Here is a 23,224-nt window from a genome sequence, read left to right on the forward strand (position 1 = left end):
TGTCGCCTATGTTGTTCAATGCGTGCAGAACGGCGCGCGCCTGCCCCACATGTCCACTCCAGTTTCCTTTCGAACCCTGCGATGGTTGACCGTCGCGGCTGCCGTATGCTTGCTCGCCGCGTGTTCGACCGCTTCCGACGTGACCGCGACGTCGAACCCGAACGTGTTTACCGTGACGACGCGCACGGTCGGCGTGTCGACGACCTGGGCCGACGCCCATACGAAGGCCGTCGACGAAGCCACCAACTACTGCACGCAGCGCGGGATGCGCGCGAGCGTGAAGCAGGAATCGCTGAGCGGCGGCAGCCGTGCCGCCGCGCGCTCCGAACTCGCGTTCGAGTGCCATCCGACCTTCGAGACGGCGTCGAACCCGCGCGGTTGACCGACCGGCGGCATTGACGCGCCGCCGTCGCCGGCACAGCGCTTCCCCCGCAAGCAAGACGACCCGCGATGCGTTTGCGCACATCGCGGGTCGGCGCACGTCCGGCGGCAGGCGGCGGTTACGCCGGCTGTGCCTCGTACAGCTTCACGCACGCGGAGAAATCGAGCGTGCCGAGCCCCTGCTGGCTCATCGACTGATAGAGCTGCTGCGCGAGCGCGCCCATCCAGACCGGCTGGCGTGCGTTTCGCGCCGCTTCGGTCGCGAGCCCGAGATCCTTCAGCATCAGGTTCGCCGCGAAGCCGCCCGCATAGCCGCGCGCGGCGGGCGCCGTGTCGCTCACGCCCGGATACGGGTTGTACGTGTCCGAGCTCCAGCAGCGGCCGGTCGACGTGTTGATGATGCCGGCCAGCACGGCCGGATCGATCCCGAGCGCGGCGCCGAGCGCCATCGCTTCCGACACGCCCATCATCGAGATCCCGAGCAGCAGGTTGTTGCAGATCTTCGCGACCTGCCCGGTGCCCGTGCCGCCGCAATGCACGACGTTGCTGCCCATGTCGAGCAGCACGGGGCGGATGCGCTCGAACAGCGCGGCGTGGGCGCCGACCATGAAGGTCAGCGTGCCGGCCTGCGCGCCGCCGGTGCCGCCCGACACCGGCGCGTCGGCGAGCGGCAAGTCGTGCTGCGCGGCGGCGTCGGCGACCGCGCGCACGGTGCCGGGGTCGATCGTGCTGCAGTCGACCAGCGTCGCGCCCGCGCGGGCGCCGGCCAGCACGCCGTCGTCGCCGAGGTAGACCGTGCGCACGTGCTGCGCGGCCGGCAGCATCGTGATCACGACCGCGCCGCGCGCGGCCGCTTCACGCGGCGAGCCGGCGGCCGTCGCGCCTGCGCGCACCGCGACGTCGACCGCATGCGCGTCGAGGTCGAACACCGTCAGCGTGTGGCCCGCTTTGAGCAGGTTGGCGGCCATCGGGCCGCCCATGTTGCCGAGTCCGATGAAGGCGATTTCCATGGTCGGGCTCCCGGGCTCAGCGCAGCGCGATCGTGGTGTTCACGCCGCCGGCCGTCGCGTCGTCGTCGAACCAGCGCGCGGTGACCGTCTTGGTCTGCGTGTAGAACTGCACGACCTGCTTGCCGTACGGGCCGAGATCGCCGAGCTTCGAGCCGCGCGAGCCCGTGAAGCTGAAGTAGGGCACGGGCACCGGAATCGGGATGTTGATGCCGACCTGGCCGACGTCGATCTCGCTCTGGAACTTGCGCGCGGCCGCGCCGCTCTGCGTGAACAGGCCCACGCCGTTGCCCATCGGGTTCGCGTTGACGAGCGCGATTGCGTCGTCGAGCGTGTCGGCTTCCATCACGACCACCACCGGCCCGAAGATTTCTTCCGTATAGATCGACATGTCGGTCGTCACGCTCGAGAAGATCGTCGGGCCGACGAAGTTGCCGTGCTCGTAGCCGGGCACCTTCACGTCGCGGCCGTCGAGTTCGAGCTTCGCGCCGGCTTTCACGCCCTCGTCGATCAGCGCGGTGATGCGCGCATGCGCGGCCTTCGACACGACCGGCCCGACGTCGGTCCCCGGCTCGTGGCCCGCGTTGACCTTCAGCGCCTTCGCCTTCTCGACGAGATCGGGCAGCCAGTCGCGCGCCGTGCCCACCAGCACGACGACCGACGTCGCCATGCAGCGCTGGCCGGCCGCGCCGAAGCCGGCGCCGACGAGCGCGTTGATCGACTGTTCGCGATGGGCATCGGGCAGCACGACCGCATGGTTCTTCGCGCCCATCATCGACTGCACGCGCTTGCCGTGCTGGCTGCCGAGGTTGTACACGTGCGTGCCGACGCGCGTCGAGCCGACGAACGAGATCGCCTTGATGTCAGGATGTGTGCAGAGGCGGTCGACCACCGTCTTGCCGCCGTGCACGACGTTCAGGACACCTTTCGGCACGCCGGCCTCGATCGCGAGTTCGACGAGCTGCATCGTCGACAGCGGGTCCTGTTCCGACGGCTTCAGCACGAACGTGTTGCCGCACACGATCGCCATCGGGAACATCCACAGCGGAATCATTCCGGGGAAGTTGAACGGCGTGATGCCCGCGCACACGCCGATCGGCTGGCGCAGCGTGTAGGTATCCACACCGCCCGCGACGTTCTCCGCGAATTCGCCTTGCTGCAGCGTGCCGATCGAGCATGCGTGCTCGACCACTTCGAGGCCGCGGAAGATGTCGCCTTGCGCGTCGGGCAGCGTCTTGCCCTGCTCGGCGGTCAGCGTGTGCGCGATCCGTTCGAGATTGCGGCGCACGAGATCCTGGAACTTCAGCATGATGCGCAGCCGTGCGCCGATCGGCGTCGTTTTCCACGTCTGGAACGCGCGCTGCGCGGACGCGATCGCGGCATCGACCTCGTCGAGCGTCGCAAACGGCACGCGGCCGATCGTTTCCTGCGTCGCGGGGTTGACGATGTCGCCCCATTCGGCGCTTTGCGATTCGACGAACGCGCCGTCGATCAGCAGCTTGGCGGTGGGCAGCGCGAGGGTGGTCTGGGGAACTGCGGCGTTCATGACGATCTCCGGGAAAACGGTGTGATGAAGAAAAAGGGGGCCCGCATCCGCCGCGCATGCACGCACGGCGAACGACGGGACGAACCCGAATCGGGTGAAGATGCGCGCGCTCAGACGTCTGCGCGCGCCGGGCGCATCAGCGCGGTACATACGAGCGCGAACACGCCGAAGCCGACGAGATACGCGATCACATAGTGCGGCTGGCCGCCGCCGGCCTTGAGCAGCGACGTCGCGATCATCGGCGCGAACCCGCCGCCGATCACGCCGGCCAGTTGCACCGACAGCGAGATGCCGCTATAGCGGATTTCCGCCGGGAACTGCTGCGCGAACAGCAGCGATTCTGGCGCATAGAGAATCGGGAACACGACGCCCAAGCCGAGCACGATCGCCCACCATGCGTACGACGTCTGCTGCGTGCCGAGCATCATGAAGAACGGCGCGGCGAACGCGCACATCAGCACGAGGCCGATCGCGAACATCCGGCGCTGGCCGATGCGGTCGCTCAGGTGGCCGCACAGCGGCATCGTGACGAGCGACAGCACCGCGCCGGCCGTGATCGCGTGCAGCATCTCGGCCTTCGGCAGATGCAGCTGCTGCGTCGCGTAAGCGAGCGCGAACGTGACGACCATGTAGAACCACGTGTTCTCGGCGGCACGCGCGCCGACGATCGTCAGCACTTCGCGCGGATGGCGGCGCAGCGCGGCCGTCACCGGCGACTTCTCGGCCTTGCCCTGATGCTTGACCTTCTCGAAGTCGGGCGACTCGGGCACCTTCGCGCGGATGAACCAGCCGAGGCCGACCAGCGCGATGCTCGCGAGGAACGGCACGCGCCAGCCCCACGACAGCATGTCGGCGTCGGGCAGCGCGGCCACCGCGGCCATCGCGACCGACGACAGGATCAGGCCGAGCCCGACACCCGTTTGCGGCAGGCTGCCGAACAGCCCCTTGCGGCCCTTCGGCGCATGCTCGACGGCCATCAGCACCGCACCGCCCCATTCACCGCCGACGGCCATCCCCTGCAGGAAACGCATCGCGATCAGCAGCGCGGCTGCCCAGTAGCCGATGCGGTCGTACGACGGGATCAGCCCGATGATCATGCTCGGCACGCCCATCAGCAGCAGCGTGATCATCAGCATCGACTTGCGCCCGATCCGGTCGCCGAAATGGCCGAACACGATGCCGCCCATCGGCCGCCCGATGAAGCCGACCGCGAACGTGCCGAACGCGGCCAGCGTGCCGACGACCGGGTCCAGCGACGGGAAGAAGATGCGGTTGAACACGAGCGCGGCGGCCGTGCCGTAGAGAAAGAAGTCGTACCACTCGATCGTGGTGCCGGCCATGCTGGCCCAGCCGGCCAGCAGGTAGTGCTTCGCGGTGCGCGCGGGTGCCGGCGCCGCGACTGTCGCATGCTCATCGAGGGTGGATCGCGTCTGCATGGTGTCTCCGTGGTGGTGCCGCGGCTCGTAGTCCGCAGGTCACGGTCGAGTATAGTTATGCGCAGATTCATCATGTACCGATAAAGAAACCGGTTGGATGTGCATTTATGCATATCGACGGCCGGCCCGGAGACCCCCGCTTTTTTCCTCGCCGATGCGACACGCCACCGAGCCGGTTTCCGGCAACCTGAACTGGGACGACCTGCGCTTTTTCCTCGAAGTCGCGCGCACGCAGCGCGCGAGCGGCGCCGCGAAGCGGCTCGGGGTCGACTACACGACCGTCGCGCGCCGCATTCGCGCACTCGAAGCCGCGATGGGCACGCTGCTGTTCGACAAGTCGCGCTCCGGCGGCTTCACGCTGACGGCCGAAGGGCAGCGGCTCGTCGCGTACGCGGACGCGATGGAGACGACCGTGCAATCCGCGTGCGACCAGGTCGCGAATACCGGCGAGGCGCTGTCGGGCCACGTGCGGATCGGGTCGACCGAAGGGTTCGGCTGCTTTTTCCTCGCGCCGCAGCTCGCGCGGTTTCGCGCCGCGCATCCGCACGTGACGGTCGACCTGCTGCCGGTGCCGCATTTCGTCAACCTGCCGAAGCGCGAGGCCGACCTCGCGATCACGCTCGAACGGCCCGAGCGCGGGCCGTACGTGGTCACGAAGCTGTGCGACTACCGGTTGCGGCTCTATGCGACGCGCGACTATCTCGCGAATCACGCGCCGATTACCTGCACGGACGATCTCGCGCAGCACGCATTCATCAGCTACGTCGACGATCTCGCGTTCAGCAACGAACTGCTGTACCTCGACCGCGCGGTGCCGGGCGCGACGGCCGGCTTGCGTACGACGAGCGTGATCGCGCAGCATTTCGCGGCGCTGCAGGGCGGCGGGCTCGCGATCCTGCCGTGCTTCATGGCGGCCGCGCAGCCGGCGCTGGTACCGGTGCTGCCGCACGACGTGGTCGTCACGCGGTGTTTCTGGCTGACGTGCCGCGAGGATCTGCGCAAGCTGCGGCGCGTGACCGCGCTGTGGGACTACCTGCGCGCGGCGGCGGATGCGAATCGCGCGTTGCTGTCGGGGGAATCGGGCACGCTGCGATTCGTCGGCGAGCCGGAATAACGGCGTGGCGGACGCGACGGTCGCCGTGGCGACGACGCGATCGATCCATAGGAAAAGAACGGCCGACGAAGCGCAACCGGCCGGTTATCGGGGGAAACGTCGATGGCTTTGACGCATGCGGGCAAGGTTTTCGTGGTCTGTGTGGCCGTGTTCGGCGTCGCCGCGTACTGGCTCGCGTCGCGCATGGTGCGCCGCCAGAGCGGCGGCAAGCGCGGGTCCGGCGGCGCGGTCGCGTTCTGGTGGCTCGTGTGCTTTTGCCTCGTGTCGCTGTTCTTCCCGTTCGCGTACTGGATCGGCGACGAACTCTACGAACTGGCGGTGTCGCCGAAATACGAGGCGACCGTAGTGTCCTACCAGTCCGAGTGGGACACCTGCGAGAGTCGCGACAGCAGCGGGCGCACCGATAGGTACCCGTGCATCAAGTACACGTCGATACTGGAAGCCGTGATGCCGGATGGCGGGCGGGTCGTGCTGCCGGGCAACATCCGCTCGGGCAACGTGCCGGAGATCGGCGAGCGCGTCGATGTCGTCTTGCCGCCGGGCGCGCATCAGTTGCACGAGCGCAGCGTGCGCAGTATCGGCCTGCTGGCCGGCGGCGGGCTGATGGTCGCGATGATCGGGTACTTCCTCTACCTGATCGCGGCGTACGGCGCGGGCCGGAACCTCGACCGCGCGGCCCGCTTCGGCGTGGCGGCGGTCATCAACGGGCTCGTGCCGCTCGGCGCGCTGCTGATGGAAATCGCGTTCCTGAGCGTGCCTTACCGCTACTGGATGCGCGGCAATCCCGACGACTGGCCGGTGTGGGTGCTCGCGCTTGCGCTGCTGTTCGCACTCGCGCTGCTGCCGTTGCTGCTCATCTACGCGCGAACCGCGTGGCGCGCGGTCGTGAAGTAACGCAGACGGCGGCGCGCGTGTGCGATCATGGCCGCACCGACAGCCGCCCGGAGACGCTCGTGGAAATTCATTCGCAGTGGACGTTCGATTGCCGGCCCGAGCACATCTGGCCGCATTTCCTCCATGCCCGGATGGACGACACGCGGCCGTTGCTGTTCCGCCTCGGCGTGCCGAAGCCGGTCAGCTGCCGCGTGCTCGAAGGCGTGCCGGCGGTCGGCAACACGCGGCAGTGCACGACCGATCGCGGCACGATCGACCAGCGGATTCTCGTGCTCGACGAAAATCGCCGGCTGCGTTACCGGATGGTGACGTCGACGGTATGGTGTCGCGCGTGGGTCGGGCTGCTGGAGGACGAATTCACGCTGACGCCCATCGATGGCGGCGCGACGCGCGTCGAGCGGCGCACCGTCTTCAGCGCGCGCGGTTTCTTCAGGCCGGTGCGGCAGATCGGGTTGTGGCTCGCGCTGCAGCAGGCGCACCGGTATGCGGCGCGCAACTGGCGGCGTCTGGCGATGGCGGCGCAGGGGCAGGCCGCGCCGCCCGCGGTCAACCCCGGCAACCGAGCCGATCGGCGAGTTCGTTCAGGTCCCTGACGTCGAAGTCCCACGCGTCGTCGGCTTTCAGGTCGGTCGTCTGGCCCGGGCCGTGCTCGGTCGGCCGCAGCACGAACGCGGTCGACAGCCCCTGCCGGCGCGCGGCCGCGAGATCGCCGTTGTGCGCGGCGACCAGGCACAGCTCGGCCGGTTCGATGCCGAGGATCTCGACCGTCCCGCTGTACACCTGCGGCGACGGCTTGTACGCGTGAACGACTTCCGCGCCGAGAATCGCATCCCACGGCAGCCCCGCGCGTTTCGCGACGTCGACCATCAGCCGGATGTTGCCGTTCGACAGCGGCGCGATGATGAAGCGCCGCTTCAGCCGGTGCAGTGCCGCGACGGCGTCGGGCCACGGGTCGAGGCTGTGCCATGCGAGGTTGAGCGCGTCGATGTCGGCGTCGGGCACGTCGACGATCCCGTAGCGGTCGAGCGTGCGGACGAGGTTCTCGCGGTGCAGCACGTCGAGCCGCACGTAGCGGCGGCGCCCGCTGCGGACTTCCTCCATCGACGGCGAATATTCGGCCCGCCACGCATCGGCGAACTCGAACGGGTCGAGCGCGGGCGCGTGGCGATCGAGGAACGCGGCGGCGCCGCGTGCGACGCCGCTTCTCCAGTCGACGATCGTTCCGAAAACATCGAAAACGAGCGCCTTGATTTCGGCAGGGTTCGTCATGGTGATCCCTTGAGGGTCGATCGATGAAGTGTCGAATCGACGTGCCGCCGGATGGCGCGACGCCGGTTCGATCGACATTGAATCACGGATACGGCAACGCGGCTGGGCCGGCCGCCCTGTCGAACCGCCCGGCGGCGGCCGCGCGGAGGGCGGGCCTGCCGGCACGACGATACCGCGCGACGTCGGCACCGGTGAAGCAGGGCGCCGCCACAATCTGACGAATCGTTTTCAAACGCGGTGCGCGCCCGGCGCGGCCTTGCGCCGGCCCGTCGCGCCGGATGCCGACCTTTCGATAAGCTGACTGTCGGCTGCCCGGCCGCGCCGACCGCGCGTAACCCCTGATACGCGCGGATGCGCCGATTGCCATGGATTGGTGTTAAATATATTTTCGCGCGTTGGCACGGCGCGCAATACGGGGCGCACCGGGTATCGGCGTAAGCCCGGGGCGAAATACGGCACGCAGGATCGAAGACGAAACGGGCGCACCAGACCCGATCGGACAGACGGCAGGATTCATCTTGAATACCGAACCGCAAAGTTCTCGTTACAGTCTCGGGCTCGCGGCGGAAGTGCTCGCGTCCGAACAAAGCGTGCTGAGGCTGATCACGCGCAACACGCCGCTGCCGGAGCTGCTGGCCGAAGTCTGCCGGCGTGCCGAAGCGTTGCTCGGCGACGGCGCGTCGTGCACGATCCTGCTGCTCGATCACGACGGCGTGCACGTGCACGTCGGCGCCGCGCCGTCGCTGCCCGCGCAGTACGGCGCGGCGGTCGAAGGCGCGTCGATCGGCCCCGCGGCCGGCTCGTGCGGCACGGCGATGTACCTGCGCCGGATGGTCGCCGTCGAAGACATCGAAACCGATCCCCTGTGGGCCGACTACCGCGCCGTCGCGTTGCCGCTGGGCTTGCGCGCGTGCTGGTCGGTGCCGTTCCTCGACGACACGGGCGCGGTGCTCGGCGCGTTCGCCGTCTATCACCGCACGCCGCGCCTGCCGGGCGACGTGGAAACCGAACTGCTGCGCGACATCGGCAACAGCGTCGGCCTGGCGGTGCACCAGGACCGGATGGTGCGGCAGCTCGCGCGCAGCGAGGAGCATCACCGGCTCGTCGTCAACAGCCTGAACGAAGGAATCCTCGTCGTGTCGCGCGACGGCGTCGTGGTCGCGAGCAATCCGAGCGCGAACCGGATGATGCGCGTGAAGGGCGACCTCGTCGGCCGCCGGCTGTCGACGGTGATCCTGCGCAAGCTGCACGAGGACGGCACGCCGATCGCGCCCGACGACTGGCCGAGCCGGCGCGCGCTGATGACGGCCACGCCGCTGCTCGACTACACGGTCGGCTTCGGCCTCGCGGACGGCGACATCATCTGGGTGCGCGGCAACGCGGTGCCGATCGTGAAGCCGGGCGAGACGCAGGCCGATTCGGTGCTCGTGTCGTTCAACGACATCGGCCCGGTGCGCGAAGCGCAGCAGCAGTTGCGCTACATAGCCACGCGCGATGCGCTCACGGGTCTCTACAACCGCCGCTGGCTCGCCGACCGCATGCGCGAGCTGTTCGGCGGGCGCGATGCGGCGGCCGGCCCCGCCCGCGTCGCGATCCTGTTCATCGATCTGGTCGGCTTCAAGAAGGTCAACGACACGGCCGGCCACGACGCCGGCGACGCGCTGCTGCGCAGCGTCGCCGCGCGGCTCGCGGCCTGCGCGGGCGGCCGCTATGCGCTCACGCGCGTCGGCGGCGACGAATTCGTGATCCTGGTCGACGACTGCGACGATCCCGACCGGCTCGCGGCGCTCGCGCGCGAAGTGATCGACGCGATCGCGAAGCCGTTCGCGATCGCGAACAACGAATACTGGCTCGGCGTGTCGATCGGCATCAGCGTCGCGCCGCGCGACGGCGACGATGCGGTCACGCTGATGCGCAACGCCGATTCGGCGATGTACGACGCGAAGCAGCGCGGCCGCAACCACTTCACGTTCTTCACCGCGCAGCTCAACCTGCGGCTGCAGCGCCGCTTCGCGATCGAACAGTCGCTGCGGCGCGCGCTGTCGTCGGACATGCTGCGGCTCGCGTATCAGCCCGTCGTCGATGCGCGCAGCGGCCGCACGGTCGGCGCCGAAGCGCTGCTGCGCTGGACGAGCCCCGAGCTCGGGCCGATGTCGCCGGCGGAGTTCATTCCGGTCGCGGAAGATACGGGGCAGATCGTCGCGATCGGCCAGTGGGTGCTCGAAACCGCGTGCCGGCAGGCGGCCGAATGGCGCCGCACGATCGCGCCCGACCTGATGCTGGCCGTCAACCTGTCGCCGCGGCAGTTCCACGAAGGGCTCGTCGAATCGGTCGGTCGCTGCCTCGCGCAAGCGCGGCTCGATCCGTCCGCGCTGGAGCTCGAAATTACCGAAGGACTGCTGATGAACGACACGGACACCGTGCTGCCGATGCTCGAGGCGCTCACGGACATGAACGTGCGGATCTCGGTCGACGATTTCGGCACCGGCTATTCGTCGCTCGCGTACCTGAAGCGCTTTCCACTGCACAACCTGAAGGTCGACCGCTCGTTCGTGTCGGGCGTGCCCGATCATCACGACTCGGTGGCGATCACGCAGGCCGTGGTCGCGATGGCGCATTCGCTCGGGATGAAGGTCACGGCCGAAGGCGTCGAGACGCAGGCGCAATCGTGGTTCCTGCAGCAGATAGGCTGCGACATGCAGCAGGGCTACCTGTTCAGCCGCCCGCTGGACCCGAACGACTACGCGCGCCGGCTCGGCGCCGCGTGAGCGCGGCGCGCGCGCGGCGTTCAGCCGGCGCGCGGCGTGCCGAAACCGCCGGGCGTGGGCGTGGGCGCCGGCGGCGGCGCATCGATCTCGACGCGGTTCTTGCCGTCGTGCTTCGCGCGATAGAGCGCGCGGTCGGCCGCTTCGATCAGCACGGTCGTCGGCAGGCCGGACATCGGCACGATGCTCGCGCCGCCGATGCTGATCGTCACGGTATCGCCGGTCGACGAATGCGCGTGCTGCAGCCGCAGCGCCTCGACCGCGAGGCGGATCTTCTCGCCGAGCAGCCGCGCGGCGCCCGGCGACGTGGCCGGCATCACGACCGCGAATTCCTCGCCGCCGAAACGCGCGGCGAGCTCGCCCGACTGGCCGAGGCAGCGCTCGATGGTCGACGCGATCTGCTTGAGCACGCCGTCGCCCGACACGTGGCCGTACGTGTCGTTGTACAGCTTGAAGTTGTCGACGTCGATCATCAGCAGCGACAGCTCGCTGCGCTCGCGCGTGCCGCGCCGCCATTCGGCGGCGAGGTATTCGTCGAGATAGCGCCGGTTCGACAGCCCGGTCAGGCCGTCGGAATGCGTGAGGCGGCGCAGCTCGAGATTCGCTTCGAGCAACTGCTGCTGCGATTGCCGCAGCGCGCGATAGGCCTCGTCGCGCTGCAGCAGGTTCATGTACGAGCGCGAGTGGTAGCGCACGCGGGCGACGAGCTCGATGCGGTCGGGCAGCTTCACGAGGTAGTCGTTCGCGCCGGCCGCGAACGCGGCACTCTTGATCACGGGCTCTTCCTGCGTCGACAGCACGATGATCGGCACGTCGCGCGTCGCCGGATTCGCGCGATACGCTTTCACGAGGCTCAGCCCGTCGATGCCGGGCATCACGAGATCCTGCAGGATCACGGTCGGCCGCGTCTCGATCGCGGTGGCCATCGCGTCGTCCGAGCGCGGGCAGTAGTGGAAATCGATGCCTTCTTCGTCGACGAGCGCGCGTCGTACGGCTTCGGCGACGATCGTCTGGTCGTCGACCAGCAGCACCATCGCCGGCACGTCGACGGGCGGCATGCCGCCTGGCGGGCGAGTCAGGTCAATGGTCATGGTCGAGGCGGGTGGGGGCGAGGGCAGGCATGGGTGTTGCGCGTGTTCATCGGGCTCAGATTCGTGCCAGCGCCGCCAGTTCGCCCGCGATGCGCCCGAGCGGCAGGATCGCGCGCGCCGCGCCGAGCGTCGCGGCCGCCTTCGGCATGCCGTACACGGCGCTCGTCGCTTCGTCCTGCGCGATCGTATGGTAGCCCTTCATCCGCAGCGCCTTCAGGCCGATCGCGCCGTCGCGGCCCATGCCCGTGAGCAGTACGCCGATCACGCGGCCGGCCCAGTGTTCGGTCAGGCTGTTGAAGAACACGTCGACCGACGGACGATACGGCGTGGCGGCCGGCTCGCGCGTGTATTCGAGGGTGCCGGCGCGCGTGATGCGCAGGTGGTCGTCGGTCGCGGCGAGCAGCGCGACGCCCGGTTGCGGCCGGTCGCCTTCGCGCGCGACGCGCACCGTGAGCGGCGTCTGCCCGTCGAGCCATTGCGCCATGCCTTCGGCGAATGCGCGGTCGACGTGCTGGACGATCACGATCGGCGCATTGAAATCGGCCGGCAGGCTGCCGAGGATCGACGCGAGCGCGCCGGGGCCGCCGGCCGATGCGCCGATCGCGACCAGCGGGCCGCCCGCGGTGCGGGAGGCCGTGCCGGCGACGCGCGCGCCGACGGGTGCGTCGAGCAGGCGGCCGATCTGGTCGATCTTCGCGAGCAGCAGCCGGGTCGTGTCGCCGGCCGCGCCGTCGCCGAGCCGCGGCGTATCGACCGCGTCGAGCGCGCCGGCGCCCATCGCCTCGAACACGCGCCACGCATTCGCGCCGATGCAGCTCGTCACGATCAGGATCGCGCACGGTCGTTCGGATCGCATGATCCGCCGCGTCGCTTCGATGCCGTCGAATTTCGGCATGATCAGGTCCATCAGCACGACGTCGGGCGGCTGCGCGGCGCACAGCTCGACGGCCTGCGCGCCGTCGGTCGCGACCCACAGCACGCGGTGCTCGGGCCGGCGCGCGATCGCGCGGCGCATCGCCTCGACGGCAAGCGGGAGGTCGTTGACGATGCCGATGTTCACAAGCGGAATTCTCCGGTCGGTTCGTAATGTTGGAGGTAGGCCGGGTTCATGGAAGGGGCTGCCGGTTCGGCGCCGCCGTACGGCATCGGCGGCCGGACGGCACGGCATTGTTTTTGGTTGGCGACGCCCCGCATGCTGTCATGCGGCGCGGGCGGCGGCAATCGAAAAATTTGCGCATTGCGCTGTTTCAGTACGTTTCCTCTATCCTGTTTGCGGGCCGCGGCGAAGTCGAAGCGCTCACGACGGAACGCGACCGCGCCGGCAACGGTGCGGTCGCGAACCGACGATCTTCACGCAGGCCGACTACCGGCAACTGCGCGCGGGCCGGCGGTTCGACATCGGCGCCGGCGCGCTGGCACGTCGGCCGCGTAGCCCGCGCGCGCCCGTCGCCCGGTTCAGCGGCCGAAGGCGGAAACCGGCCGTACGCCACCTGCGCGGCTGCGCGGCTGCGCCGTCAATGGCTGCGCGCGTACCCCTGGATCAGCGCGCGCATCATCCCTTCGACCGTCGCGTCGAGGAGGTCGCTTTCCTGCTCGGATTCCTCGACGAGCGCGGCATAGGCGGTCGCGAGCGTCACACGATCGACCTCATGGTGCTGTTCCATCAGCGTCACCATCCCGTCCTTCGCCAGATGAGCGGAGAACGCGCGGCTGCCGATGGTCTGGAATACGTCAATCATGGCGGCTCTCCCGTCCGTTGCCGATGCTTTCCAGTGTAGTCGGCGCACCGCGGCCACGCCACGCGCGGCGACTCGTCGCACGCCGCCCCCGGCGAGCGAACGTGCGTGCCGCGACCGGTGCGCCCGCGCCGCGCGCCGGCCGCCGACCGACCACCGATTCATCGGATGAAACACCCGCGACACATGGGCCGGGCACGGTGTCTGCATCGTTCAACGTTTACCCGAAGCTGCAAATCGTCGACTATTTATCGATAAAGTATCGTGTTAGATTGCGCCGACCGAGCCCGGTCCAAACCGGGCAGGCTGCGCGGGCCAACGCGCCGCGCGTCCGAAACAAGGAGGAGCAATGCTGGTGCTGATTGGAGTGCCGATCGTCGTGATCGGCTTTGCGCTGCGCTTCAATGCGCTGCTGGTGGTCACGATCGCGGGGCTCGCGACGGGGCTGGCGGGCGGGCTGAATCTCGTCGACATCGTCAGCGCGTTCGGCAAGGCGTTCACCGAAAACCGCTACATGGGGCTCATCTGGCTGACGCTGCCGGTGATCGCGCTGCTCGAGCGCAACGGGCTCAAGGAGCAGGCGAAGCGGATGATCTCGCGCGTGCAGGCAGCCACCACGGGCCGCGTGCTGATGCTGTATTTCGTGTTGCGCCAGGCGACGGCCGCGCTCGGCCTCACGTCGCTCGGCGGTCATGCGCAGATGGTGCGGCCGCTGATCGCGCCGATGGCCGAGGCCGCCGCCGTCAACCGGCACGGCGAGCTGCCCGAAGCGGTGCGCCAGCAGATCCGCGCGCATGCGTCGGGCGTCGACAACGTCGCCGTGTTCTTCGGCGAGGACATCTTCATCGCGATCCAGTCGATCCTGCTGATCAAGGGCTTTCTCGAACAGAACGGGATCGCCATCGAGCCGCTGCACCTGTCGGTGTGGGCGATCCCGACGGCGATCGCCGCGCTGCTGATCCACTGCACGCGCCTTGCGCTGCTCGACCGCCGGCTCACGCGCGGCTTCGGCCTGGTGGGGCAGGAGGGCGCGCGATGATCGGCCTCGAATCGCTGTACACGCTCGCGGGCCTGATGTTCGCCGCGTTCGCGTACTTCAACCTGACGGACCGCACGAACCCGCGCCGCGTCGTCAATTTCGCGTTCTGGGCGATCTACGCGGCCACGTTCCTGTTCGGCGCGCTGCTGCCGCATTTCGTGACGGGGTGCCTCGCGATCGCGCTCGCGGTGATCGCCGGCTCGGGCAAGCTCGGGCGCGGCAAATCCGACGAAGCCGGGGAGGCCGCGGCCGTGCGGCGCGAGACGATCGCGCAGCGTTTCGGCAACCGGCTGTTCCTGCCCGCGCTGCTGATTCCGGTCGTCACGCTGATCGGCACGTTCGCGCTGAAGCTCGTGCCGTTCGTCGAGCAGAAGAGCGTAACGCTGATCTCGCTCGTGCTCGGCACGCTCGTCGCGTTCGCCGTCGCACTCGCGATGCTGCGCGATTCGCCGGTGCATGCGGTGAAGGAGGCGCGCCACACGATGGACGCGGTCGGCTGGGCCGCGATCCTGCCGCAGATGCTCGCGGCGCTCGGCGCGCTGTTTGCGGTCGCGGGCGTCGGCGGCGTGGTGTCGGGGCTCGTGAAGGACTGGGTGCCGATCGATTCGCCGTTCGCGGTGGTTGCGGCCTACACGGTGGGCATGGCGCTGTTCACGATGATCATGGGCAACGGCTTCGCCGCGTTTCCCGTGATGACGGCCGGTATCGGCCTGCCGCTGATCGTCCACCAGTTCCACGGCAACCCGGCGATCGTCGGCGCGATCGGGATGCTGAGCGGCTTCTGCGGTACGCTGATGACGCCGATGGCCGCGAACTTCAACATCGTGCCGGCGGCGCTGCTCGAACTGAAGGACAAGAACGGCGTGATCAAGGCGCAGTGGCCGACGGCCCTGCTGCTGCTCGCCGTGAACACGCTGCTGATGTATGCATTCGCTTTCCGCTTCTGACCGATGGACGAGATGCCCATGACCGACCGACTCACGCCCGAACTCGCCTCGAAATTCGCGTCGCTCGCGCTCGCGCACCTGACCCGCGAATATCCGAACAAGCTCACGCATTCGCTCGCAGGCCCGCACGACGTGCAGGGCCCGCGCGCGCTGCATCCGATCTTCTACGGCAGCTACGACTGGCATTCGTGCGTGCACGGCTACTGGCTCGTGCTGCGCGTGCTCGAACGCTATCCGGCGTTGCCGGAAGCCGAGCGCATCGTCGCGACCGTCGATGCGCACTTCACCGATGCGAACGTCGCCGGCGAGCGCGCGTATCTCGCGCTGCCGCACAACAGCGGCTTCGAGCGGCCGTACGGCTGGGCGTGGCTGCTCGCGCTCGCCGCGCAGCTCGAGCGGCTCGCGCTGAAAGGGGCGATGCCGCAGGCCGCGCGCTGGGCGAAGACGATGGCGCCGCTCACCGAGCTCTTCGTGTCGCGCTTCGAGACGTTCCTGCCGAAAGCGACCTATCCGCTGCGGGTCGGCACGCACTTCAACACCGCGTTCGCGCTCGCGCTCACGCTGGACTTCGCGCGCGACACGCAGCGCGACGGGCTCGCGGCGCTGATCGTCGATACCGCGAAGCGCTGGCACCTGAACGACGCCGGATGCCAGGCGTGGGAGCCGTCGGGCGACGAATTCCTGTCGCCCGCGCTGATGGAAGCCGAGCTGATGCGGCGCGTGCTGCCGGCCGCCGAATTCGACGGCTGGTTCGCGCGTTTCCTGCCCGATCTCGCGCGCGGCGAGCCGGCGACGCTGTTCGAGCCGGCGACGGTCAGCGATCGCAGCGACGGCAAGATCGCGCACCTCGACGGGCTGAACCTGAGCCGCGCGTGGTGCCAGCGCGCGCTCGCCGGCGCGCTGCCGGAAGGCGACGCGCGGCGCGCGAAGCTGCTCGACGCGGCCGACCGCCATCTCGCGAGCGCGCTCGCGCACGTGGCCGGCGACTACATGGGCGAGCACTGGCTCGCGACGTTCGCGTTGCTGGCGCTGGACGCATAGCGCGCGAAACCCCGCAGGCGGCAAGGTCTTCGGCGCGCGGCTATACTCGCCGCTCGGGCCGTCTCGTGCGATGCAGGGTGCGCGACGCGGCCGTCCTTCCGTTCACTGCCTCGCCATGGACAAGCTCATTTCGTACGTTGCCGCGATCCACGGACTCCCGGGCCCGGTGTCGGTCGTGTCGCATGCGACGTCGCACGACCGCTGGACCGACGACGACGTCGAAGTCACGCGGGCCGAAACCGAATACCGCTTCGACAACGGCGCGGTCGTGCGCCGCTCGGTCGAGCAGGACCGCGCGCCGTCCGATCTGCTGTGCGCCGAATGCTGGATCGACTACGACGTGATCCGGCAGCCCGATGCGCAGCCGATCAGCCCGACGCGGCAGACGTTCGACAACGCATGCCGCGAAACCTTCTGGTTGCGATACCACCTCGCGTGAACGTGTGAATGCGTGAGCGCATGAGCGCGTTCGACATACAGCACCGCGATCGACGAAGCGGCCGCGAGGCTCCGCGAGCAGCAGGTGAACGATGCGATCGCGCGCGGTGCGCGGCTGCTGGTCGGCAAACCGGCGCCGTTCGGCGGCGTGAAGGATTCGGCGCTCGGCTACAAGGAAGGCGTGCAGGAAGCGATGAAGCGCTTCACGAACGCGAAGGCGCATTCGCTTCCGTGGTGAATGCGAGCGGGAAGGGCGCATCGCACCTTCCCGCCGCTACCGGCAAGGTCGGTATTACTGATAGAAGTTGAGCGTGACCATCGCCGAACGGCCCGGCGCCCACGTCGCGTAGATCGGATACGCGCTCGCGTAGTACTTCTTGTCGAACAGGTTCTGCACGTTCAGTTGAACGTCCATCGTCTTGTTCACGCGCCACGTCGCCGCCGCGTCGAAGCGCGCATAGCCGGGCGTCCACTTCTTCGTCGTCGCCGATACCGACGCATAAGTCTGGCTCATCATCGTCGCACCGGCGCCGAGCGTGAGCTTCGGCATCACGTCGTAGCTCGTCCACAGCGTGAAGTTGTGCTTCGGCACCATCACCATCGGCAGACCCGATGCGCCCGGGCTGCCGGGGCCGGCGTCGGTCGTGATCGCGTTCAGGTACGAGTAGCCGCCGAACACGTGCCACTTCGGCGTCACGTTGCCGGCGAAGCCGAATTCGAAACCGCGCACGCGCTGCTTGCCCGCGTTCACCGTGTGGCCGAGGCCGTCGCTGACGCGCGCGTTGGTCTTCTCGGTCTGGAACAGCGCGGACGTGAGCGACAGCTGGTCGTGCAGCACGTCCCACTTCGCGCCGATCTCGATGTTGCGCGAACGCTCGGGCGCGAGATCCTGATTGGTCGCGGTGATCTGGTCGGTACCGCCACCGAGGCCGCCGTTTGAGCCCGGCGGGTTCGACGACGTGCCGTACGACGCATACAGGCTCACGTTGGTCACCGGCTTGAACACGAGGCCGAACTGGTAGCTGAACAGGTTCGACGTGTTCGACAGGTCGGCCACGCCCGCCTGCTTGCCGGTCGTGTCGTAGCGGTCGAAGCGCAGCCCCGTGTTGAACTGCCAGCGCTCGGACAGCTTCACCGTATCGAAGATGTACGCGGAAACCGTATCGGTGCGCGTGTTCGTCGTCGCGCCGGGGAAGCCCTTGTCGCCGTTCAGCACGATGCTGCCGGTCCACGGCATGTTCGGATTCCAGCCGCCCGCGAGCGGCGTGCAGTTGCCGGCCACCGAGCACGGGCCGCCCGAGCGGATGTTGTTGCCGGCCGAATCCGACACGAGATAGCCCTCGTAGCGCGCCTGCTCGTGGCTGAACTCCACGCCGGCCGTCATCGTGTGCTTCATGCCGAACAGGCTCGCGCTGCCGGTCACTTCCGTCTGGTTCGAGAAGCCGTTGAGCGCGTACTTGCCGCTCTTCGCCTGCAGGCTCAGCATGGACGGGTTCGACGCGAGGATCTGCGGATTCGTCGCGACGTAGTCGAGCGTCGAGCGGCCGAACATCGTCGTGTTCTTCAGCTTCCAGTCGTCGTTGAGCTTGTGCTCGACGCGTACTTCGGCGGTGTCGGTCTGCCCGTAGCGGTAATCGCGCGTGTTCAGCCCGAAGAACTGCCCGCGATCGGTCGGCACCGGCGTGCCGCCCGACGCGCGGAACGGCACGCTGAAGTCCGGCATGTCGTACGAGTTCATGTGGTAGTAGCTGACCGTGACCGTGGTCGGCGTGTTCAGCCCGAACACGACCGACGGCGCGACGCCCCAGCGCTTGTTGTACACGTCGTTGCGGCCGGCCTGGTTCGCGTCGTGGCCCATCACGTTCAAGCGCACGGCCGTCGTGTCGTTGAGCTTGCGGTTCGCGTCAACCGTCGCGCGCTTGTAGCCGTCGGTGCCGAAGCCGATGCTGCTGTTGATGAAGTCGTCGTTCTTCGGCGTCTTCGTGACGATGTCGATGCTGCCGCCCACCGAGCCGCGCCCGGCGTAGACCGAATCGGGGCCCTTGATCACGCTGATCTGCTCGACCGCGAACGTCTCGCGATTCTGCAGCCCCGAGTCGCGCATCCCGTCGACGAAGATCGAGTTGCGCGATTCGAAGCCGCGAATCACCGGGCGATCGGCCGACGGGTTCGCAGCCGCGTCGCCGCCGAGGAACGTGATGCCCGGCACCGAGCGCAGCGCGTCGGCGAACGACGTGACGTTCTTTTCCTTGATCAGCTGCTCGGGGATCACCGTGACCGAACGCGGCGTGTCGAGCAGCGGCGCGGTGAACTTGTACGACGGCGAACGCTTCACCTGCATGTCCGACGGCGCGGTGGACTGGACCGTGATCGTCGGCAGCGTGGCCTGCACGTCGGCGGACGGGGCGGGCTGGCCGGCGGCGGGTGCGGGAGCAGGGGCGGTTTCGGCGGACGCGAGCAGCGGGGTCAGGAATACGGAGCAGGTCAGCGCCGACACGAGGGCGCGAGGCCTCGTCTTGAACTGGGCGGGCATAGCGAGAGGCAGCAAAAGGTTCGGTGAGCGGGCGCGTCTTCTCGATGGCGGCGCGGCGGGCGCGCGGATCGGAAAACGTCAATGTAAATGCGTATGATTCGTATTTGCGGTCGCAATTGTACGGATTGGTACTAATTCTGTAAACGATCGAATGGTTTCTGTACTAATCCGGTCAGGGTTTTGTGGGGGCGCGCTTGCCTTTGCATCGCGTGCAACACCGCTTTCCATCGCCCGGCCGGCGCGCGGCGGCGACGACTCGCTACACTGCCGTACCGGATGGACGGGCCCCGGCAAGCTGGCCCCGAGCAAGGAGACAACACACGATGGACACCCCACGCGCAGCAGTCGTCACGTACCGCGGCGATGCGATCGAGAACACGCACGTCGCCCATGTGGCGGTGGTCGACGCCGGCGGCCGGCTGCTGGCCCGGTTCGGCGATCCGTTCCGGATGACGCTCGCGCGGTCGGCGGCCAAGCCGGCCCAGGCGCTGTCGGTGATCGAGACGGGCGCGCCCGAGCGCTTCGGTTTCGACGATGCGGACATCGCGCTGATGTGCGCGTCGCACAGCAGCGAGGACCGGCATATCGAACGCACGCGCGCGATGCTGGCCAAGGTCGCCGCGCACGAATCGGATTTGCGCTGCGGCGGCCATCCGCCGTTGTCGGACGCGGTGTACCGGGCGTGGATCAAGCGCGACTACACGCCGACCGGCGTATGCAGCAACTGTTCGGGCAAGCACGTCGGGATGCTGGCCGGTGCGCAGGCGATCGGCGCCGCGATCGCCGATTACCATCTGCCCGACCATCCGATGCAGGTGCGCGTCAAGCAGGTGGTGGCCGACGCGTGCGGGCTGCGCGACGACGAAGTGAACTGGGCGATCGACGGATGCAACCTGCCGACGCCGGCGTTTTCGCTGGACCGGCTCGCGCGTCTTTACGCGTCGCTGGCCGACGGCGCGGACAAGGTGGACGCGGGCGCCGGCGCGCTCACCGATCGCGTTCGCGCGCTGGCGCGCATTCATCGTGCGATGACCGCGTATCCGGAGCTGGTGGCCGGCGACGGACGCTATTGCACGGTGCTGATGCGCGCGTTCGACGGGCAGGTGGTCGGCAAGCTCGGCGCCGACGCATGCTACGGGATCGGCGTGCGGGCATCGGCGCGCACGCGGGAACTGGGCGCCGACGGCGCGCTCGGCATCTCGGTGAAGATCGAGGACGGCAATCTCGACGTGCTCTACATGATCGTCAGCGAACTCCTCGAGCGGCTGCAGATCGGCACGGCCGCGCAGCGCGCGCAACTGGCCGCGTTCCACCGGCCGCGGATGCTCAACACGCAGGGCGTCGAGATCGGGCGCGCCACGTTCCCGTTCGAATTGCAGGCAGCCTGAACGGCGCCGATGCGCAGCTGCCGCCGGCCCGCGCATGAGCGCGGGCGCGGGCGCTATGCGCGCGCGCCGCGAATCTTCGTCAGTTCGAGTGCCGACAGCTCGCCGATCTGTGCGAGGTGTTCCGCGAGAAAATCCTTCAGCACGCGCAGCTTCGCCGAACTGCGCCGGTTCGCCAGATACGCGATGTAGATGTATTCGCCGGTCAGCCGGTTCTGCAGCCGGTAGCGCGGCAGCACGGCTTCGAGCCGGCCGCTCGCGAGCAGGTCGCGCACCAGCCAGATCTCGAATTCCGCGATGCCGAGCCCCGCGCAGGTCGCTTCGAGCAGCAGCTCCGAGTGGTCGGTGACGAGGTTGCCGCCCGGCAGCACGCTGTGCTGCGCGTCGTCGCGCACGAAAAACCAGCGCGGATCGCCTTCGGGATGCACGTAGCGCAAGCAGTTGTGGTGCTTCAGGTCGTCCGGCGTGGCCGGGCGCCCGCAGCGGTCGAGATAGCCGGGCGTCGCGCAGAGGATGCTGTCGTTGCGCGACAGGCGGTGGACGACGAGGTTGTCCAGGTAGTTCTCGCCTTCGTGAATGTCGAGATCGAAGCCGCCGGCCACGAGGTCGTTGTGGTTGTCGGTGAGCCGCACGTCGAGCTGGATCGTCGGGTAGCGCGCCAGGAACGGCGCGACCAGCGGCGCGAGGTGGCGGCGGCCGAACGCGACCGGCGCGGTGAGCTTCAGTGGGCCGCTCGGGTGGGCATTGAGTTCCGCGACGACGCGCAACGTGTCGTCGAGATCGGCGATCAGCGTGACCGCGCGTTCCAGGTAGATATGGCCGGCTTCGGTGAGCGTCACGCTGTGCGTGGAGCGGTGCAGCAGCGCGACGCCGAGCGCTTCCTCGATCGCCGTGACCTTGCGCGCGACGGTCGACGTCGACACGTGCATCTCCTTCGCGACCGCCGAAAAACTCCCCGTTTCGACCACCCTGACGAACGCGCGCATCGCGCCCAGGTGATCGACGCCGGTTTCTCTCGCGCCTTTTTTCATTCGATTCTCGCTGTTGCATTCCACGCAAAACCGCTTTCGATAATACAGAGGCGAGCATGTTTTTGCAAAGGCATAGAATGCGAACCCGTCGCGTCGGGAAGCGGCGAACGACGGGCGGCACGAGACATTCAGGAGGGCACGATGGCAGAAAACGGCTTCCGCGTCGAAGCGGATCTTTTAGGTAAGCGAAGCATTCCGAATGAGGCCTACTACGGCGTCCACACGCTGCGAGCGAAAGAGAATTTCGACATTTCCGGCCGCACCATCGCGTCGCTGCCGTATCTCGTGATGGCGCTCGCCGCCGTCAAGGAGGCCGCAGCGGACGCGAATTGCGAACTCGGGCTGCTGTCGCAGCAGCATCGCGACGCGATCGCCGCCGCGTGCGTCGAGATCCGCGAAGGGCGCCTGCACGACCAGTTCGTCGTCGACATCATCCAGGGCGGGGCCGGCACGTCGACCAACATGAACGCGAACGAGGTGATCTGCAACCGTGCGCTCGAAATCATGGGGCACGCGCGCGGGCAGTACGACTATCTGCATCCGAACGAGCACGTCAATCTCGCGCAGAGCACCAACGACGTCTATCCGACCGCGATCCGGGTCGCGACCTGCTTCGCGCTCGAACATCTGCTCGAGGCGATGGCGCGCCTGCGCGATGCGTTCGCGGAGCGGGCCGATGCATTCGCCGGCTTGCTGAAGCTCGGCCGCACGCAGTTGCAGGACGCGGTGCCGATGACGCTCGGCCAGGAGTTCTCGACCTATGCGGTGATGCTGACCGAAGACATCGCGCGACTGCAGGAAGCCGGCTGGCTGATTCGCGAGATCAATCTCGGCGCGACCGCGATCGGCACCGGGATCACCGCGCATCCGCAGTACGCGGAGAAGGCGCTCGCGGCGCTGCGGCGCATCACCGGGCTCGACCTGAGCACCGCGCCGAACCTGATCGAAGCGACGCAGGATTGCGGCGCCTTCGTGCAGGTCTCGGGCGTGCTCAAGCGGATCGCCGTGAAGCTGTCGAAGATCTGCAACGACCTGCGGCTGCTGTCGAGCGGCCCGCGCGCGGGATTCGGCGAGATCAACCTGCCGCCGGTGCAGGCCGGCTCGTCGATCATGCCGGGCAAGGTGAATCCGGTGATCCCGGAAGTCGTGAACCAGGTCGCGTTCGAAGTGTTCGGCAACGACCTGACCGTGACCTTCGCCGCCGAGGCCGGGCAACTGCAGCTCAACGCGTTCGAGCCGGTGATCGCCAGCGCGCTGTTCCGCAGCTTCAGCCACCTGACCGCCGCGTGCACGACGCTCGCGCAGCGTTGCGTGAGCGGGATCACCGCGAACCCGGAAAGGCTGCGCGAAACGATGGAGCGTTCGGTCGCGCTCGCGACCGCGCTGAACCCGTACATCGGCTACAAGCGCGCGACCGCCGTGGCGGCCGAAGCGCATGCCACCGGCAAGTCGATCCGCGAGGTCGTGCTGGAACGCGCGTGGATGACCGATGAGCAGCTCGAAGAGGCACTGCAGCCCGACGCGCTGATCCGGCCGCGCGTGCTGTGACGCCGCCCGCGCGGCGCCGGCGC

Annotated in this window: 21 protein-coding genes; 12 read left to right on the forward strand and 9 right to left on the reverse strand. The window is 68.3% G+C overall.

The features are described from left to right. Positions 1-49: 49 nt before the first annotated feature. Positions 50-382, forward strand: a complete 333-nt coding sequence (locus WJ16_RS24300; RefSeq protein ID WP_069259599.1) for a hypothetical protein — start codon at positions 50-52, stop codon at positions 380-382. A 118-nt stretch (positions 383-500) separates the two neighbouring features. Here WJ16_RS24300 and mmsB read toward each other — a convergent pair whose 3' ends face one another. The 3 genes from mmsB to WJ16_RS24315 all read right to left on the reverse strand — a co-directional run bounded on the left by mmsB (position 501) and on the right by WJ16_RS24315 (position 4,370). After that, positions 501-1,391 carry a 3-hydroxyisobutyrate dehydrogenase gene (gene mmsB / locus WJ16_RS24305; RefSeq protein WP_069259600.1) on the reverse strand — a complete coding sequence of 297 codons (891 nt, stop codon included), beginning with the start codon at positions 1,389-1,391 and terminating at the stop codon, positions 501-503. Positions 1,392-1,407: 16 nt separating this feature from the next. Beyond that, on the reverse strand, positions 1,408-2,934 hold the full coding sequence (locus WJ16_RS24310; protein WP_069261115.1) for a CoA-acylating methylmalonate-semialdehyde dehydrogenase: 1,527 nt from the start codon (positions 2,932-2,934) through the stop codon (positions 1,408-1,410). A gap of 110 nt (positions 2,935-3,044) precedes the next feature. After that, positions 3,045-4,370, reverse strand: coding sequence for an MFS transporter (locus WJ16_RS24315; protein ID WP_069259601.1), 1,326 nt, complete (start codon positions 4,368-4,370; stop codon positions 3,045-3,047). 154 nt (positions 4,371-4,524) lie between these two features. Between WJ16_RS24315 and WJ16_RS24320 the strand changes: the two genes are divergently transcribed. The 3 genes from WJ16_RS24320 (at position 4,525) to WJ16_RS24330 (ending at position 6,971) form a co-directional block, all read left to right on the forward strand. Continuing rightward, positions 4,525-5,484, forward strand: coding sequence for a LysR family transcriptional regulator (locus WJ16_RS24320; protein WP_069259602.1), 960 nt, complete (start codon positions 4,525-4,527; stop codon positions 5,482-5,484). 102 nt (positions 5,485-5,586) lie between these two features. Beyond that, positions 5,587-6,378 carry a uracil permease gene (locus WJ16_RS24325; RefSeq protein WP_069259603.1) on the forward strand — a complete coding sequence of 264 codons (792 nt, stop codon included), beginning with the start codon at positions 5,587-5,589 and terminating at the stop codon, positions 6,376-6,378. Positions 6,379-6,437: 59 nt separating this feature from the next. Continuing rightward, positions 6,438-6,971 (forward strand): SRPBCC family protein, encoded by a 534-nt coding sequence (locus tag WJ16_RS24330; RefSeq protein WP_208607029.1) that lies wholly within the window; start codon positions 6,438-6,440, stop codon positions 6,969-6,971. Here the strand turns inward: WJ16_RS24330 and WJ16_RS24335 are convergent. Next, complete coding sequence (locus WJ16_RS24335) at positions 6,925-7,647, reverse strand: haloacid dehalogenase type II (RefSeq protein ID WP_069261117.1); 723 nt, start codon at positions 7,645-7,647, stop codon at positions 6,925-6,927. The two genes, WJ16_RS24330 and WJ16_RS24335, sit on opposite strands and share 47 nt — an antisense overlap. A 518-nt stretch (positions 7,648-8,165) precedes the next feature. Between WJ16_RS24335 and WJ16_RS24340 the strand changes: the two genes are divergently transcribed. After that, positions 8,166-10,415, forward strand: a complete 2,250-nt coding sequence (locus WJ16_RS24340; protein WP_069259604.1) for a putative bifunctional diguanylate cyclase/phosphodiesterase — start codon at positions 8,166-8,168, stop codon at positions 10,413-10,415. A 20-nt stretch (positions 10,416-10,435) separates the two neighbouring features. On the opposite strand, the gene WJ16_RS24345 is transcribed toward WJ16_RS24340, so the two are convergent. The 3 genes from WJ16_RS24345 to WJ16_RS24355 form a co-directional block, all read right to left on the reverse strand. Further along, positions 10,436-11,503, reverse strand: coding sequence for a diguanylate cyclase domain-containing protein (locus WJ16_RS24345; RefSeq protein ID WP_069259605.1), 1,068 nt, complete (start codon positions 11,501-11,503; stop codon positions 10,436-10,438). Positions 11,504-11,558: 55 nt separating this feature from the next. Continuing rightward, positions 11,559-12,563: a chemotaxis response regulator protein-glutamate methylesterase gene (cheB, locus tag WJ16_RS24350; RefSeq protein WP_069259606.1), complete on the reverse strand. Its 1,005-nt coding sequence runs from the start codon at positions 12,561-12,563 to the stop codon at positions 11,559-11,561. Positions 12,564-13,017: 454 nt separating this feature from the next. Beyond that, complete coding sequence (locus tag WJ16_RS24355) at positions 13,018-13,242, reverse strand: hypothetical protein (protein WP_069259607.1); 225 nt, start codon at positions 13,240-13,242, stop codon at positions 13,018-13,020. A gap of 346 nt (positions 13,243-13,588) precedes the next feature. Between WJ16_RS24355 and WJ16_RS24360 the strand changes: the two genes are divergently transcribed. The 5 genes from WJ16_RS24360 to WJ16_RS33750 all read left to right on the forward strand — a co-directional run bounded on the left by WJ16_RS24360 (position 13,589) and on the right by WJ16_RS33750 (position 16,942). Continuing rightward, positions 13,589-14,278 (forward strand): DUF969 domain-containing protein, encoded by a 690-nt coding sequence (locus WJ16_RS24360; RefSeq protein ID WP_069259608.1) that lies wholly within the window; start codon positions 13,589-13,591, stop codon positions 14,276-14,278. Beyond that, positions 14,275-15,225, forward strand: coding sequence for a DUF979 domain-containing protein (locus tag WJ16_RS24365; protein ID WP_069259609.1), 951 nt, complete (start codon positions 14,275-14,277; stop codon positions 15,223-15,225). The genes WJ16_RS24360 and WJ16_RS24365 overlap by 4 nt, the downstream gene beginning before the upstream one ends. Before the next feature lie 18 nt (positions 15,226-15,243). Then, a complete protein-coding gene (locus WJ16_RS24370) occupies positions 15,244-16,266 on the forward strand; it encodes a DUF2891 domain-containing protein (RefSeq protein ID WP_069261118.1) in 1,023 nt (340 codons plus the stop codon). Between the two features lie 115 nt (positions 16,267-16,381). Further along, a complete protein-coding gene (locus WJ16_RS24375) occupies positions 16,382-16,705 on the forward strand; it encodes a hypothetical protein (RefSeq protein ID WP_069259610.1) in 324 nt (107 codons plus the stop codon). An 84-nt stretch (positions 16,706-16,789) separates the two neighbouring features. Then, a complete protein-coding gene (locus WJ16_RS33750) occupies positions 16,790-16,942 on the forward strand; it encodes a hypothetical protein (protein ID WP_157126855.1) in 153 nt (50 codons plus the stop codon). Between the two features lie 54 nt (positions 16,943-16,996). Here the strand turns inward: WJ16_RS33750 and WJ16_RS24380 are convergent, their stop codons facing one another. Then, positions 16,997-19,237, reverse strand: coding sequence for a TonB-dependent receptor (locus tag WJ16_RS24380; RefSeq protein WP_069259611.1), 2,241 nt, complete (start codon positions 19,235-19,237; stop codon positions 16,997-16,999). A 323-nt stretch (positions 19,238-19,560) separates the two neighbouring features. On the opposite strand from WJ16_RS24380, the gene WJ16_RS24385 reads away from it, so the two are divergent. Further along, positions 19,561-20,625 carry an asparaginase gene (locus WJ16_RS24385; protein ID WP_069259612.1) on the forward strand — a complete coding sequence of 355 codons (1,065 nt, stop codon included), beginning with the start codon at positions 19,561-19,563 and terminating at the stop codon, positions 20,623-20,625. A 53-nt stretch (positions 20,626-20,678) separates the two neighbouring features. Here the strand turns inward: WJ16_RS24385 and WJ16_RS24390 are convergent, their stop codons facing one another. Further along, positions 20,679-21,653: a LysR family transcriptional regulator gene (locus WJ16_RS24390; RefSeq protein WP_069259613.1), complete on the reverse strand. Its 975-nt coding sequence runs from the start codon at positions 21,651-21,653 to the stop codon at positions 20,679-20,681. 141 nt (positions 21,654-21,794) lie between these two features. Between WJ16_RS24390 and WJ16_RS24395 the strand changes: the two genes are divergently transcribed. Further along, the gene (locus WJ16_RS24395) at positions 21,795-23,201 is read left to right on the forward strand and encodes an aspartate ammonia-lyase (RefSeq protein WP_069259614.1); all 1,407 of its coding nucleotides are present in this window, start codon (positions 21,795-21,797) and stop codon (positions 23,199-23,201) included. The last annotated feature ends 23 nt before the right edge of the window (positions 23,202-23,224 follow it).

Source organism: Burkholderia metallica (assembly GCF_001718555.1).
GTDB classification, from domain to species: domain Bacteria; phylum Pseudomonadota; class Gammaproteobacteria; order Burkholderiales; family Burkholderiaceae; genus Burkholderia; species Burkholderia metallica.